The organism is Roseovarius sp. EL26 (genome assembly GCF_900327775.1).
Classification (GTDB): Bacteria; Pseudomonadota; Alphaproteobacteria; order Rhodobacterales; family Rhodobacteraceae; genus Roseovarius.
The window spans coordinates 1422453-1437746 of record NZ_OUMZ01000007.1 but is presented as its reverse complement, the minus strand read 5'-3'; the positions used below and the strand labels follow the sequence as shown (position 1 = coordinate 1437746).

Sequence of the window (15294 nt, the reverse complement as noted above, 5' to 3'; positions counted from 1 at the left end):
CGGGGATGGATGTCTAGACAGATTGTTGACTAACAGAACGGAGAAAACTGGACGCATTTGCACCGCACCTTCCTTTGTCCCGCACCATGGCCAAAATGGCCAATACTTGTTACGTCCCATAATGTCGGGATTGCATTACCAATGACATTTCTTGATAAAGTCTATAATGGGAAAAAAACCTGATGTTCCCCGCTTGTTTAGGGGAGAATGCGGAAGTGAGTGAATGTCGAGAGTCGGAAGTTATCTGAAAAAACACACCGAGGCTTTGGTCAAGGATGTTGGGATTGAACCTGCATGTGTTCTGACCGGGAAATCCAAGGCGACGCTGGGGCGGTATTATTCTGACCATGAGGAGCATTCAGATAGGTTTATGCCTATCGATGCCGTTGCGGCGTTGGAAGAAGAAGCGTCATATCCACATGTTACGGGCGCATTGGCTGAGTTGAAAGGTATCACGCTGCAATTCGATGAGCGTCGAAAAAATACCGATGACAAAGGTGGCGTGAACAGTGATGTTATCGCACTTAGCCAGCGGTTTGCGATGCTGATGGCTGAATATCAGCAATCGATTGAAGACGGCGTTATCACGGTGAACGAAGCCAAACGACTGCTGCGGGAAACGTCACTGCTGCAGCAAGTGCTGATCGATATGAAACTGCATTTAGAAGACGAATCAGTTTAATCGTCAAAGCGACGATGTAAAAACTCTGCACGTAACCACGACATGAACGCCCGTGTGGCGGGCGTATCTGCGTGGCTGGCCGGTGGTAGAATGTGGTAGGCCTCTGGCAATTCCGGCGTGTGGTTGAATGGGCGAACCAGTTGGCCGTTTGCGATTAGGTCTGTCGTTAGGGTATCGTGCGCCATGGCCAGACCACCCCCTGCCAGAGCGGCGCTGATTGAGACGGAATAGGTCGAGCTGAGATTCACTTCATTTGCGCGATGGAACGATTGCCCTCGCGATTTGTACCAGGCCTCCCAATTTCCCATTATACCCGAGCAATCCATCAAGGCAGCGGTGTTCAGGTCAATCTTTCCACTTTGATAGTCTGGATGGCATACCGGGAAAAATCGATCACGGGGTAAGGGAATCGCATTGTTCGACATTTCTGCCGGGCGGCCAAAGCGAATTTCGATAGCAGCGTGCTCAGCGTGGCGTTCGGGGTCCCAGATTGGGGTGACGATATTTAACCTGAGCCATGGATGAGCGGCATGCAACTTTTTCAAACGTGGCGCCAGACAGAAGACCGAGAACGCCATGTTACATTGTAGAATAAGGGATTTTCCGCGATCTCCGCCGGTCATGGCCTGCGTACCCTGAGCCAAGAGGTCAAAAGCCTCACGGACCGTGGGTAGATAGTTGGCTCCGGCCTCGGTCAGTATCAGGGCTCTTGTGCGCCGGATGAACAATTCACGCCCCAAGAACCCTTCCAGACTTCGCACATGTTGTGAGATGGCGGATTGCGTCAGGTTTAGCTCACCTGCGGCCTGAGTGAACGAAAGATGCCGGGCGGCGGATTCAAAGGCACGGAGCCAGTTCAGTGGCGGTAGATTGGTTGAGCTCATATTATGCACGATCAATACATTAGTAATCCTAATGTCATGACGTTGAATCCATCGTTTGTAAAGCCACAGCACTTTGGGCAAAATTACCATCAGAAACTCAGGAGGCCGCAAAATGAATGTTCAAACAGCCACACATAACCCGAACATCGATCACTGGCAGGAACGTATTGAACTGGCTGCGGCTTTTCGCTGGACCGAGCGCCTGAACCTGCACGAGGCGGTGGCGAACCATTTCAGCCTGGCGGTGAATGATGATGGGACGCAGTTCCTGATCAACCCGAATCAACGCCATTTTAGTCGAATTAAGGCGTCGGACCTGTTGTTGTTGGACGCCAACGACCCTGATGTTCTGGATCGTCCCGGCGCACCAGATCCAACGGCCTGGGGCCTGCACGGCGGCATTCACCGGCTGTGCCCGCATGCGCGTTGTGCCATGCATGTGCATTCGATTCATGCCACGGTTCTGGCTTGCCTGGCGGACAGTAACATGCCTCCGATCGATCAAAACACTGCTACATTCTATAACCGGTATGTGATTGACGAAGAGTTTGGTGGACTGGCGTTTGAGAGCGAAGGTGAACGTTGTGCCTCGATGTTGCAGAATCCGAAGGTCAAGGTGATGATCATGGGTAACCACGGCGTGCTGATATTGGGTGACAGCGTCGCAGACACATTCAACCGCCTGTACTATTTTGAGCGCGCTGCGGAAACATATATTCGCGCCTTGCAAACAGGACAGCCGCTGCGGGTATTGAGTGATGAAGTCGCTGAGAAAACAGCCAAGGAACTGGATGATTACCCAGATCAGGCAGATGCGCATCTATCTGAAATTATGTCTATTCTTGACGACGAAGGTTCAAATTATGCGAGTTGACCTACGAACTTAGGACCATAGCATTTTCTTAAATACACTGATGCCACAGAACTATCATTATGACTTTCGATCGTAGGTTTTATGCAAAAACTCCTTCGACTGGAATGAGTGTGTCTTTGAACGCGATCGCGGAGGTATAAAATGCCTGATTATGTACCTACTAACGCCGCCTCCTCTGGGGTGAAGTTAGATAAAAAGATGTTAAAATCTATTGCGGGACGATCTGATCGACCTGGGATGATCTATCTTGCGAAATGGTTTGGGACGTTAATGGGAACCAGCTTTTTGATCTGGTTTAGTCTGGGGACGTTCTGGATGTGGCCCGCCATGTTGTTGCATGGGGTTTTTATGACGGTTCCGGCTTATTCGTTTAGCCACGAAACCGCGCATGGTACGGCGTTTCGAACGCGGCGGCTGAATGAAATCGTGCTGTGGGTCACATCTCTGTTGTACATGGAAGAGCCGCTGCACCGGCGTTATACCCATACCAACCATCATACATTTACCTGGCATGTCGGTAAGGATAGTCAGATGCCGTTCGATACACCGATGGGTTTTAGTGGTTGGTGGGCTGAAATTACCGGTTTTGCGTTGCTGCGGTTTCATATGCAGGTGTTTTGGCAGCTAGCAACACGGCAGTACACCGACACTATGAGGATGGTCACGCCAGAAGGGGAGTTTGGCAAAATGACTCGCAATGCGCGGATCATGCTGTTGATCTATGCGCTGATTGCGGTGGCACCGTTGGCGGGCACCTGGTGGCCAGTGTGGTTTATTGCGGTACCACGAGTTCTGGGTGCGCCGGTGATGTTGCTGTTCACGTTGATCCAGCATGTGGAATTACAGGAAAATTCTCCCTCGATTTTGGAAAGCACTCGGTCGTTTCGTGGCAGTTGGTTGGCTAACTTCCTGTACATGAATATGAACAATCATGTGGAGCATCACCTGTATCCACAGGTGCCGTTTCATGCGCTGCCTGATCTTGCGGATGCGGTGCGGGATCAGCTGCCTGAACCCGACCCGGGGTTTTGGCGCACTAACCTTGAAGTGCTGAGCGTGGTTGCACGCCGTAGCCTCGGACGTCCCACAAAATCGGCAACCATCCGACAAGCGCCGCATATGATCACAGATGGCGGGCCGGTCGATCGGATCGCCCAACGAACGATGTAATGAAAGACGATAATATGAGCCAATGGATTGATGCCTGCGCAACCGATGATGTTGACGACGAAGATCTGATTGCTTGGATGCACAATGGCCGTAACTACGCAATTTATAACACAGAAAAAGGGTACTTTGCCTCGGATTTGATGTGCACTCATGAAGAGCAGAGTTTGGAAGATGGGATGGTGATTGATTGCGTAATTGAATGCCCATTGCATGGTGGCCGATTTGATATTTGCACTGGCAAAGCTCTGTCGGCACCCTGCACGACTGATTTGGTCACATATCCGGTGAAAGTTGAGGCGGGTCGGGTGTTCATCGCGTTGGATTAGACACGGCCAAGCCCCACGTACCGTCACGGTGCGCTGAGCCTTCGTTAACTTTGGATTGATAATTCCCTTTGCCATCGGGCGCGGCTCGGTCAGGTGAAACATATGTCATCCCCTTCCTTCCGCCTTGCTGGGCTGAGAGCACAGGGATGCGGAAAGGGAATTTCATGAACAAGGCAGTTACCGATGGCATTACTTTCATGCCGCCTCAATTCTCGGATGGGCTGGATGTGTGGTCCAGCGAGGACGGCACTGCGGGGTCGGCGACGTATCAGGGAGCATTGAACGCGATCTATACACCATCAGATCAGGATTTTGGTGGCGCGCTGGAAATGCAAAAGACCCAAGGCGTGCAAAAATTGCGTTACATGGGACAGACGCCGATCCTGCCAGGGTGCTATTTACGGATCAAGGCGAAGATTAAGGCTATTACCGGTAACCTGCCGAATGTTAGAATTGCAGCCTGGGCGGGGGGCGCTGGTGATGCGCATGTTTCTGGCCTGACTGAAGTGGGGCCCGAGGTCAGCCTGACGACCTACGGCCAAGTGGTAGAGATCAGTGCGATCGTGGGTACAGGTCAACGCAGTGGGGTTGATATGCCTTGGGGGCTAGGGCCGATTTATGGCCATTTCGGATTAGACCTGACCGGACCTAACGACGGCATCGTTCGGATTGATGGCATCGAGATCGAAGATGTTACCAGTGCATTTCTTCGCGATATGTTGAGCACGGTTGATGTGCGTGATTTTGGCGCCGTGGGCGATGGGGTGACTGACGACCATGCGGCGTTTGAGGCTGCTGATGCCGCTGCGAATGGGCGTGAGGTGCTGATTTCCGCAGGGGTGCATTACCTAGGAGACAGTGTGACTTTCCAGTCTCCGGTCAAAATCGAAGGCACGGTTACGATGCCTGTCGATAAGATTTTTGCGATGGTGCAAAATTTTGATTTGCCCGACTATATCCGGGTTTTCGGCAGTAACGAAGAGGCTCTAAGAAAAGCGTTTCAGGCGCTGTTGAACAATGTCGCGCATGAGACCTTGGATTTGGGGGGGTTACGGTTCGATATTTCCGGACCAATCGATATGCAGGCAGCCGTTTCCAACAGAACCGTATTTTCGCAAAGAAGGGTCATTCGAAACGGCCAGATCAGCGTCAAGCCATCTTCAAAGTGGGATACAGAAGTCTTAACCTCGCAGGCGACATATAGCGCAAACAATGCGAAAAAACTGACTGGTGTAGCTAATGTGGCCAGCATCCCTGTTGGATCTCTGGTGGAAGGCAACGGTGTTGGGCGTGAAGTATATGTCGCTGAAAAAAACATTGCAGCGCAGGAGATTACACTGAATTTGCCATTGTATGACGCGGGCGGCACGCAGGTGTTCACATTCCGGCGGTTTAAATACATCCTTGACTTTAGTGGATTTGAAGAGCTTGGAAAGTTTACCGTCTCAGATGTCGAATTTCAGTGCTCAGGGCGCTGTAGTGCGGTGCTTTTGCCACAAAACGCCAAAGCGTTTACGTTTAAAGACTGTTTTTTCACGCGTCCAAAAAATCGTGGTATCACCAGTTTTGCCAATGGGGATCAGGGCATGTTGATTGATCAATGTCAGTTCTTGTCCGATGAGGCACCACTTGCAGCCGTCGATAGGATATCGATCGGGCTGAACGCCAATGCAAATGATGTAAAGTTACGGGACAACCGGGCGACTTATTTTCGACATTTTGCAGTTCTTGCAGGCTCAAGTTCAATCATCACGGGCAATCATTATTTTCAGGGGGATGGGCGACAGAACTCGCCTAGAACGGCGGGACTTGTCCTGACCCGAACCAACAACCGTGCGACAATTGTGGGAAACTACATTGATAACAATTTTATCGAATGGGCTAATGAACATGATGCCACCCCAGACTTTTCTAGCGAGTTTTCGTTCAGTTCCCTAAATGTCAGTGATAATGTGTTCATTGTGAGCCATGTCGCACCTTGGTTCACGTTTATGATGGTCAAGCCTTATGGGCCTGGGCACTTTATTAATGGGTTGAATGTTAACGGGAATTCGTTCCGAATTATTGGTGACAACATCAACCGTGTCGAAAGCCTCGATACGAGCTTTGCGGCACTTGATTTTGACCGCGTGCAGAATGTAACATTTGCAAATAACACATACAGCAATGTGACAATACCCAGCGTCAACCCCGCTGTGATTGCACATACCGAGGCCAGCCCGACGCAGACGTGGGTCATAGACGCCAATGACAAACTACCGTTTGGAGCTAATGCACAAAGGGTGGATTCATTTGTACTAACCCAGCCATTGTTGGACGGTGCCGGTGGGTCCTATCACGGCGTGCCTTATGTGCAGGTCAAACAGGGACCTGATAAGGATCAAGTGCATTTGCAGTGGGAAAAACCATTGCGCGGTGCCGCATTGGTGCATATCCGGATTGATGATGCACTCTAAAGGTTGGGCTTTTGCATTTAAAACTGGCGCCAGGTGCCTATTTTTATTTTGAATTCATCTGTCCCCATGACCCCGGCGGCTGCACCTATTTCCAGATGGCGGCCGGGGCTCTGTTCTCGCACAAGAGACGGGGCTATTTTTATATAGGTTTGCTCAAGCGGAGGCATGCCGCTTTGAAGTTGAAATATCAACTTATTGCGTTTGCTGATAGACAGGCCAAGGGTAGCGTCGGCCTCGAACGTGCCGGCCAGGCCATTCGTGAAAATGATGCTACGGGTTTCCAACCCCAACCAACCATCGATTTCACCCCATTTTATGCCGAGCCCATATGAGATGCCGGGCCGAAAGGCGAAGTCGCCATCTGCCAAGCCAATCCCCAGCTCCCAAGCTGTCCTGAGGCCGCCGGGGCTGGTCTTACCCGGATAGCGGAAAAAGGCGATCGCTTTGGACATCTCAGTGGTGTCGCCACCAATATCCAGCCCGAATGTCAGCTTGTCTGTCGCGCCATATTCAACATAGAGGGCACTATAAGTGCGATAGGGGAACTCGGTTTCAGACTCGACTGAAAAAGACAAAAACACCTGCCCTTCGTCACGTGGCCAAGCCCCGGCGTGAAGCTGCGCCGCTGTAATCGTGAACATAGCTGTGATGACGCGAAGCATAAGCCCTCCACGTTAACCATGCTGAAAAATGGTAAATCATCTGTTAAGACTGAATATTTTGCGCTTCGTGTGCAAACTGCTAGGCTTGGTTCAGCAAACAGGAGAGTCGCCATGCCCAACATCAAGAAATCCAACAGCTACCAGACGGTTATCACAACTTTTGAAATGACGCCGGGCACCTGTCAGGATCTTCTCGATGAACTGACGGCAGCCTATGATGCGTTCATATCAAAACAACCGGGGTTCATTGCCGCGGGTCTGCATGTGAATGATGCACAAACCCGGATTGCGAATTATTCCCAATGGGAACGACGTGAAGATTTTCAGGCTATGCTGCGCAGTGATGAGATGCGTGTGCACAATCGCAAGTTCAACGCACTTTGCAAAAGCTTCGAACCTGTGATGTATGATGTAGCTGCGACATTTAACTGATCCAGTTCAGATCTGCCGGAGATATAGATGAATAATAAAGACCTGTACCAGGAATTGCAGCAAATAGGGCGCGAGCTGGAACGTTTCAACAGGCACAGATTCCTTCGAATTCAAAATTCATTTCCCAGATTGATGCTCTTCAATTTGGCGCGTGGCATGGCCTTTGGTCTGGGTACGGTTTTGGGGGCCTCAGTTGTTTTGTCTGTCTTCGTTTGGTCGTTAAGCCAAGTCGAATTTGTCCCGATTATCGGAGATTGGGCTGCGCAAATTCTGGAACAGGTCAACATTCAGCAACCCGAATAAGGAAAATCAAGCGACTTGCAGAGTGGGATAGAAGCTAACGTTTTCAACGATTTCCCGAGCCAGTGCAGTCACTGGCTTGGATCGGGATTGCTGGGCAACACGCACGATATAGGTGATATCGGGGGCTGGTGGAAAAGGGGATTCCATTATTTGCATCTCTTTAGACAGATAGCGCCCGGGCAACAAGGCAACCCCAAGTCCCGATTTCACGGCCGAGGCAATCCCGGCAGAGCTGGCGCACTCTAGAACCTCCTCAACCCCAGGATAAAACATTCGCTCCGAATCCATCACCCATTGGCGGTAAAAACATTGCGCGTCATAAGCCAGAAAAGGAATTGGTTTTTTGTCCGAGATAACAACATCCGTCGCTTTGACCCAGTGCATCTTATCCTCAAAAAGGACGACATCCTGCGGTTTTAACTGATGGCTGAAAACCTGCATGATGGCGAGGTCGATTTCGCCCTGCCGCAGCTCTTCTTGCAGGATCAGGCTTTGCCTAACACGCGAGCGGACGGCAACATTGGGATGAAGCCGGGTGTAGCGACCAAGGATCCGCGATAGATCGCTGCTGGTCACATCCTCGGTCATGCCTAGCCTGATTTTCCCGGTTAACGGTTTCTTGCTAAAGCTTAACAATGCTTCATCATGTAGGGCGAGAATTCGACGGGCGTATCCTAGCAGGCGCAGCCCCTCGCTGCTGAGCAACGGCGCACCGGCGCGGCGCGTGAGCAGAGTGCAATCAATGTTTTGCTCAAGACGTTTGATTTTATGGCTGACCGCTGATTGCGACAGCGCAAGATGGTCTGACGCGCGGGTTATACCGCCATGATCCGCGATGGCGCAGAGAGTTTTCAGGGCGTCGATATCTAGACGCGGGCTCATGTGATTTCCTGTATATGAAGGAATTAGATTGAATTATGAAATTATCCCATTTGATTCATGTTTTGGCAAGTGACAAACAAGGCTTGCCGGTGTTGTGCCGATGTACTTTCTTTCCCGAGGGGTGATCAGAAATGAAATCAGAGATACATAAATCAAAACTTATAACAGCATTTGAGGTGTCAGGCTCTGCGCTTGCCATTGTCTATGCGTTGTTGATTGCATCCAATACAGGCAACGAGTTGCTCGGCTTTAGTTTGCTGCTGATCTCATCCGGTCTGTTTGCCGCTTGGGCGCTGATAGATCGGCGTTGGGCGTTCCTAGCCCTGCAATTTTTCTATGCGGCGTCAGCCATCATTGGTTTGGTTCGCTGGGGATAGTTATTGATTTTACCTCAATGTGTTGCAGACAGTTATTGTAGACAATGACTGTCTCTTGGCCGGCCACTGAGATCTGCTCACCTGTCTGCTTTGTACCAGACATGGTAAAGGCAAATTGTACTACACCGGGGCGGATCTCTTGGAGTTCTGATATGTCCCAGTGCAGTGACACAAAATCTGCATGAAATGCGGCCTGCATGGCCATGATCTGCTCATCTCCCAGATACAGCCCCGTATTTTGAGAACTGTAGGTGGTGCTGGGGTTCATCATAGATGTGATGGCCTCCATATCACTACGATTGGAAGCCTCGATATAATTCAATGCAATCTCAATGGCGTTCGACATTACCTACTCTGCCGCGCGCAAAGGTTTGCCCGATGTAGGGTCACTTGCTTGCACATCTGCCTTTGCATCTGACCCAGTCTCTTGTGCTTGTGTGGTCCAAGCACCGGATCCGTGAGCTCTGGTATCATCCCACAGGATTTCAGGTGCGGGCACGCGCTTGGCAGCATGGGTCAGCGCCCAGTCTTGCGCAGCCCGGCTGGCAGTACCTTGTGACATCTTGGCGGCCATTCGGGCCAGCCATATCAGGTAAGTGCCGATCCAGATTCGCAATGCCAACATGGCGGGGGTAAAGATCAATGTCAGAACCGTCGCAATGCCCAACCCAAAGACCACGGCGGTGGCCAACTGCTTCCACCACAGGGCGGTGGGGCTGTTGAAACTGTAACCACCATCAGCAAAGTTCAGGCTGAGACCAAACATCATCGGGGTGAGGCCTGCCATTGTGGTAATTGTAGTTAATAGAACGGGACGAATACGCGCCTCTGCGGTGCGGGTGATAGCCTCGATACGGGGCATGTAGCGTGAATACTCCTGATAAGTATCAATGAGAACAATGTTGTTGTTCACCACAATCCCAGCTAAGGCCACGATACCAGTTCCGGTCATGATGATCGAAAACGGTTGGTTCATTACCAGCATGCCGATCAGAACCCCGGTGGTCGACAATACCACGGCCAGCAAGACGAGCACGGCATTATAAACGCTGTTGAACTGTGCCAGCAGAATGATGAACATCAAGCCCAATGCACCAAGGAATGCCTTTTGAAGAAACTCTCCGGATTCTTCTTGATCCTCGGCATCGCCGGTCCACTCAACGATGATACCGGGCGGAACAACACCGCTTTCGAGCCACTCGGTCAGCATCGCAATTCGCTCATTGGGATTGATGGGGGTTTCGCTGACGGTGCCATCTTCGGCGGTGATGGATTTGGTCAGCCCATTTTCGACCGCAGCTTTCACATCAAAGAACCGTGTCTGATCAATCCGGTCGACCTGGGCAATGCCCGGAACCGGCTGGCGCGAGACAAAATTGCTAAGTGGGACAAGCCCGTCTGCGGTGCGCAGTTTTAGCGTGTCGAGGGTTGAAAGAACGCGGAATTCCTCGGGAAGGCGCACTCGGATGTCAATCTCCTCATCGCTGCTGTCGGTGCGCATGTTACCCAGCAAAATACCCCGTGTGATCAGTTGGACCATGGCGCCGACAGTGGCGACATCCGTGCCATACCGCCCGGCCTGTTCCACATCGACGTCGATCTGCCAGTCGATCCGGGGTAGCGGAAGGGTATCCTCGATCAGGGCCAGGCCTTCGGTTTCTTCAAATTTGGCGCGAGCGGACTTAGTAAAGGACTGCAATGCTTCCCAATTATCGCCCTTGATCCGTAGATGCACCGGTTTGGCTGAAGCCGGGCCTTGTTCAAGCGTCAGAATTTCAACTTTGATTCCATGGATTTTCTCCAGTTCGGTGGTCAGCTCTGCCACAGTACGTGTGCCATTGGCCGCTGGGTCCGTCAGTTGGCGTTTAATTTCCCACCCAAATAGCGGAATGGTGAACCATGTTTCGCGTATAGTGGGACGCTTATCCCAAGGGATCAGTTCAAACTGAATCTGACCGACCGTATCGCGTGGAGGCGAAGCGCCACCAGTGTTGTTGTTGAGGCCGCCATCCCCGGCAAAGGCAAAGGCGCTTTCGACATGGGGGTGATTTAGGACAATTTCTTCAGCTTGTTGAAGTAGGTCGTCTTTTTGATCCAACGACAGGTTACCACGCGCGCGGACGTAGACCAGCGCATTTTCCGGCTCGGTTTCGACAAAGAACTCAGTGCCGCGGTTGTTACCGATGTAGAAGATCAGAACACTGCCAACCAATACAAAGATCGCGCAGAAGGCCAGTAGGGGGGCAACCGGGTTGCCTGCGATCATGTGGATGAAACGCCCGAAAGGCGTGCGGTGGTAACCGGATTCAATGGCGCGCTCTTCAAGCGGAAAGAAGCGGCGGAAGGTCCATTTGATGTAGCGAACAAACCTGCGAAACACAGCCATGAACCCCAACATCATCCCGATCAAGCTGATAAATCCGACCGCAACAAAAACCATCGCACCCAACAGCGTCAGGAAGGCACCTGTCAAGGTCGGGATGACCGAGGCAAGAATGCGCCCCATGTCCATCGCTGAAAACTGAAGCGAGACAGTACCGAACAGCAAGGGCACCATGGTCGTCGCAAGGAAGAACCCGGCGATGGTCGCCGGAAAGATGACTAGATGCCATTTCCAGGACATATCGGCGACCTGCCTGATGTACGTGTCGAACCAACGTTCAATACGGCCGGTCACGCCACCCATAACAGGTAAATAGACCAAGGCTACCAGCAGCGACGCGGACAGGACAAAGATCAACGTGACAGGCAACATGCCCATAAACTGCCCCGGGATACCGGGCCAGAACAGCATCGGCAGGAAGGCACAGAGGGTTGTGGCGGTCGAGCTGACCACAGGCCAGAACATGCGCTTGGCGGCCTCGACATAGGCGTGCATCGGGCCAGAGCCTTCATCAATGCGTTTGTCGGCATATTCCACCACAACAATCGCGCCGTCCACCAACATACCTACGGCCAAAATTAATCCGAACATCACCATATTTGAAACGGCCACGCCCATGATCGCTAGCAGGGCGAAGCACAAAAGGAACGAGGTAGGAATCGCAAAACCCACCAGCAGGGCAGGGCGAATGCCGAGCGCCGCCAGCGTGACGATCATCACCAGCGCAATCGCGGTAAGAACCGACCCTTCAAGTTGTTTGACCATCGATGCCACGATACGGGATTGATCATTCGAAGCGCCAACATCGATTACCGCCTGCAATTCTTCGGGCCATTCTCTTCGGGCCTCGTCGACGGTTTCGCGGATCAGGGCTGAGGTGTCGATGATGTTGAAACCCTTGCGTTTGACCACTTGCAGGGCAACTGAGTTTTCACCGTTGAAGCGCGCGGTGCCTTGGCGATCTTCGAATGTCAGGCTGATTGTGGCCAGATCCCCCAATGTGACGACGCGGTCCCCGTTGGTTTTGATTGGCAGGTCATAAACATCTTTCGGCTCGTCAAAGGACGACGGGATTTTGACGGAAAATGTCCCCTGTTCGCTCTCCACCTCGCCCGCAGCAATCAACTGGTTGTTGTTGCGCACAACTGAGATCAGCTCTGTCGCGGTGACGTTGTAGGCCTCCAATCGCAATGGGTCGATGAGCACTTCGACCATTTCGTCGCGATTGCCCGCGATCCCAGCTTCAAGAACAGGCTCCAATCCTTCCAACTTATCCTGCAGATCTTTGGCCAATCGCGCCATCGTACGTTCGGGCACAGCACCGGATAGGTTGACAATAATGATTGGAAATTCACTAAAATTGATTTCGTTGACGGTGTATTTTTCTGCCCCATCAGGGAAATCCGCCTCAGCGGCGTTCATAGCATCACGCACATCCGCTAGGATTTTGGTTTTATCCCAGCCGAATTCAAACTCGAGCGCTACACCCGCATAGTTTTCTGCGGCGGTACCTGTCATTTCCTTGAGGCCGTCTAGGTCGCTTAGTTCGGTCTCCATCACTTTGACGAGCAGCTTCTCGCTGTCTTCAGCAGAGATGCCTGGGAAGATGACAGACACAAAAAGAGCTGGAATTTCGATATCTGGCTCACCTTCTTTTGGTAAGCTCACATAAGCCAATGTGCCCGCCATAATGGAGAGCACGATAAAGGCTACGACCATTCGTGCGCGGCTTGCGGCCCAATCGACCAATCCGGTCATTGGCCCAGCTCCTGATAGGTCGGCAGGACCGGAACGCCGTCAATGATATATTCCTGCCCAATGATGATTACCTCGGCAGTGTCGGGCAGTCCGGCCAGCCAGATGCCTTGGTTGGTATCTTTCAGCAACACAACAGGGACAAATTTGGCAGTATTCTGGGGGCCTACAATACGGACGCCCAAGACACCGGCATCGTTCAACGTCAGGGCGGATTGCGGCAGAAGGTGCGCTTGATTGCCTTCTGCTGAGATGCGGATCTCGGTGGTTTGTCCGTCGCGCAGGATCAGATCAGGGTTTGGAACCTGAATTTCAACACGGAAGGTGCGGGTGATCTGATCCGCACTGCGTGACAGAAACGAGACTTGGCCGGTGACGTCGTCACCGGTGGCCATCCGCGCCCGAGCGTCGGCGCCCAGTGTAATGCGACTGATTTCGGTTTCTGGAACAAACCCAACCAGCTTGATTGGGTCCAGTTGAATCACTGTGGCACAGGCCCCACCGGGCAATAGCAAGCTGCCCAATTCAGCGGTGTCGGATTCGAGCAGGCCATCAAAGGGCGCGCTGATCCGTAGGCGCTCAATTTCTTTCTCAGCGGCGGCAACTGAAGCCTCAGCGGACTGAATGCCGGACTGGGCTGCCCCTACGCCAGAGGCAGCGGCCTCTACCAAAGCTTCGGCAGAGCTGACGGCGGCACGGGTTTGTGCTAGCCGTACATCGGAGGCATAGCCACCTTCTGATAGTTTTTCAGAGGCATTATTGTTGATCATAGCCTCAGACAGTTGAGCTTCGGCTTCTTTTTGTCGCGCTTTGGCTTCTGGGATGCGCGTCTTAGCTTCGGCCAGGCGGGCTATGGCTTCGGCTAAGTTGGCTTCTCGCGTTGCCGGATCAAGCTCGCACAACACATCGCCTGCAGTTACAAATGCGCCTTTGCGCAAAGGGTTTGAAATGACCTGTCCTGAGGTTTCAGACTGCAATTCAACTTCGCGGTCGGCTTCGGTCTGTCCCCGGATCACGAGTGCGCTGTCGATTTCACGCGCAATTGATTTCACCGCGATGACACGAACCGCATTGGCATCTTCCGCTGCGTCCTGAGACGGTTCTGACGTAACCACGTTTTCGTCTGTGGCAGGCGTGCTTTCAGCGCCACCCGAAAGGGAGTCGCGCTGAAAAATGAACAAATACACAAGCACGGACGCAATAAAGGCCGCAATAATAGGAAAAATCCGCATTCCAATACCTTCTGCATGGGTTCAGAGCCGGTCGCACAAATGTAGGGTGCGATCTGCTGAATTCAATTACATATATTCCTGAACCGTATAGTTCAGATTAATTGAGTGTGCAATAATATGGGTGGTTGGAACGTACATATGCCGCAGCCTCTTGGCAGGCGGAGGGCTTCGGGTTAAGAGGGGGGCGAATGCAGCGAGGATAGATGCGTGAGCGATACCGATAGTTTCATTGACGAAGTCACCGATGAAGTCCGCCGAGAGCGCCTGTTTGGTTTTATGCGCCGCTATGGTTGGATCGCCGCGGTTGTCGCGATTGCATTGGTGGCCGGAACAGCTTGGAATGAATGGAAAAAATCCGGCGAACAGCAAGCTGCACAGGATTTTGGAGATTCCATCATTACTGCGTTGGAGCGTCCCGATCGGGCTGTGCGGGCTGCGGCCCTAGCTGATATTGTAGCCCCAAATGCAGACGGCCAAGCTGTTCTTGAGTTATTGACTGCAGGGGAAGAGGGTAGCGAAGCCCCAGAAGAAGCTGCGGTACGCTTGTTGTCAATTGCCGATTCCGAAGGCGTACAGCCGGTTTATCGTCAGATTGCGACGCTTAAAGCGATGTCATTGCCTGACTCAGGCATCAACATTGATGACAGGCGCACCCGCCTTGAAGGGCTGGCGTTATCTGCCGGGGTCACTGGATTGCTTGCCGAGGAACAATTGGCAATTATTGACATTGAAACCGGCGATCGAGATGCCGCTTTGACACGCCTTGCAGGGATCGAAGAGAATGCCTTGGCGACACCATCTTTACGCAATCGGGTCACGCAGTTGATTGTTGCGCTTGGTGGTGAACCAAAAGTCACGGTATCAAACGAGTAACGA

15 protein-coding genes are annotated in these 15294 nt (G+C 52.2%); 9 read left to right on the top strand and 6 right to left on the bottom strand.

Annotated features, from left to right (window positions below):
* Positions 1-223 precede the first annotated feature (223 nt).
* Positions 224-682, top strand: a complete 459-nt coding sequence (locus D9A02_RS14950) for a hypothetical protein (protein ID WP_120501706.1) — start codon at positions 224-226, stop codon at positions 680-682.
* On the opposite strand, the gene D9A02_RS14945 is transcribed toward D9A02_RS14950, so the two are convergent.
* Positions 679-1566 (bottom strand): LysR family transcriptional regulator, encoded by an 888-nt coding sequence (locus tag D9A02_RS14945; protein WP_120501705.1) that lies wholly within the window; start codon positions 1564-1566, stop codon positions 679-681. The genes D9A02_RS14950 and D9A02_RS14945 overlap by 4 nt on opposite strands.
* A gap of 112 nt (positions 1567-1678) precedes the next feature.
* On the opposite strand from D9A02_RS14945, the gene D9A02_RS14940 reads away from it, so the two are divergent.
* The 4 genes from D9A02_RS14940 to D9A02_RS14925 all read left to right on the top strand — a co-directional run bounded on the left by D9A02_RS14940 (position 1679) and on the right by D9A02_RS14925 (position 6392).
* On the top strand, positions 1679-2440 hold the full coding sequence (locus D9A02_RS14940; protein ID WP_120501704.1) for a class II aldolase and adducin N-terminal domain-containing protein: 762 nt from the start codon (positions 1679-1681) through the stop codon (positions 2438-2440).
* A 141-nt stretch (positions 2441-2581) separates the two neighbouring features.
* The gene (locus tag D9A02_RS14935) at positions 2582-3610 is read left to right on the top strand and encodes a fatty acid desaturase (RefSeq protein ID WP_120501703.1); all 1029 of its coding nucleotides are present in this window, start codon (positions 2582-2584) and stop codon (positions 3608-3610) included.
* A 14-nt stretch (positions 3611-3624) separates the two neighbouring features.
* Positions 3625-3936 (top strand): non-heme iron oxygenase ferredoxin subunit, encoded by a 312-nt coding sequence (locus tag D9A02_RS14930; RefSeq protein ID WP_120502557.1) that lies wholly within the window; start codon positions 3625-3627, stop codon positions 3934-3936.
* A 164-nt stretch (positions 3937-4100) separates the two neighbouring features.
* Positions 4101-6392 carry a glycosyl hydrolase family 28-related protein gene (locus D9A02_RS14925; RefSeq protein WP_120502556.1) on the top strand — a complete coding sequence of 764 codons (2292 nt, stop codon included), beginning with the start codon at positions 4101-4103 and terminating at the stop codon, positions 6390-6392.
* A 17-nt stretch (positions 6393-6409) separates the two neighbouring features.
* On the opposite strand, the gene D9A02_RS14920 is transcribed toward D9A02_RS14925, so the two are convergent.
* Positions 6410-7054 (bottom strand): hypothetical protein, encoded by a 645-nt coding sequence (locus D9A02_RS14920; protein ID WP_120501702.1) that lies wholly within the window; start codon positions 7052-7054, stop codon positions 6410-6412.
* Between the two features lie 111 nt (positions 7055-7165).
* On the opposite strand from D9A02_RS14920, the gene D9A02_RS14915 reads away from it, so the two are divergent.
* Together D9A02_RS14915 and D9A02_RS14910 are read left to right on the top strand one after the other, a co-directional pair.
* Positions 7166-7486: an antibiotic biosynthesis monooxygenase gene (locus D9A02_RS14915; RefSeq protein WP_120501701.1), complete on the top strand. Its 321-nt coding sequence runs from the start codon at positions 7166-7168 to the stop codon at positions 7484-7486.
* A gap of 27 nt (positions 7487-7513) precedes the next feature.
* Positions 7514-7789, top strand: a complete 276-nt coding sequence (locus tag D9A02_RS14910; RefSeq protein ID WP_120501700.1) for a DUF5665 domain-containing protein — start codon at positions 7514-7516, stop codon at positions 7787-7789.
* Positions 7790-7795: 6 nt separating this feature from the next.
* Here the strand turns inward: D9A02_RS14910 and D9A02_RS14905 are convergent, their stop codons facing one another.
* Positions 7796-8671: a LysR family transcriptional regulator gene (locus tag D9A02_RS14905; RefSeq protein WP_120501699.1), complete on the bottom strand. Its 876-nt coding sequence runs from the start codon at positions 8669-8671 to the stop codon at positions 7796-7798.
* Between the two features lie 131 nt (positions 8672-8802).
* Between D9A02_RS14905 and D9A02_RS14900 the strand changes: the two genes are divergently transcribed.
* Positions 8803-9048, top strand: a complete 246-nt coding sequence (locus tag D9A02_RS14900) for a hypothetical protein (protein WP_254054642.1) — start codon at positions 8803-8805, stop codon at positions 9046-9048.
* Here D9A02_RS14900 and D9A02_RS14895 read toward each other — a convergent pair.
* From D9A02_RS14895 to D9A02_RS14885, 3 genes are read right to left on the bottom strand one after another with little or no spacing between them, the layout of a single operon-like run.
* A complete protein-coding gene (locus D9A02_RS14895; RefSeq protein ID WP_120501698.1) occupies positions 9023-9394 on the bottom strand; it encodes a nuclear transport factor 2 family protein in 372 nt (123 codons plus the stop codon). The two genes, D9A02_RS14900 and D9A02_RS14895, sit on opposite strands and share 26 nt — an antisense overlap.
* Before the next feature lie 3 nt (positions 9395-9397).
* The gene (locus tag D9A02_RS14890) at positions 9398-13189 is read right to left on the bottom strand and encodes an efflux RND transporter permease subunit (protein ID WP_120501697.1); all 3792 of its coding nucleotides are present in this window, start codon (positions 13187-13189) and stop codon (positions 9398-9400) included.
* Entirely contained in the window at positions 13186-14418 is a 1233-nt protein-coding gene (locus D9A02_RS14885; protein ID WP_120501696.1) for an efflux RND transporter periplasmic adaptor subunit, read from the bottom strand. The genes D9A02_RS14890 and D9A02_RS14885 overlap by 4 nt, the downstream gene beginning before the upstream one ends.
* A gap of 207 nt (positions 14419-14625) precedes the next feature.
* On the opposite strand from D9A02_RS14885, the gene D9A02_RS14880 reads away from it, so the two are divergent.
* Complete coding sequence (locus D9A02_RS14880; RefSeq protein WP_120501695.1) at positions 14626-15291, top strand: hypothetical protein; 666 nt, start codon at positions 14626-14628, stop codon at positions 15289-15291.
* Positions 15292-15294: the final 3 nt, after the last annotated feature.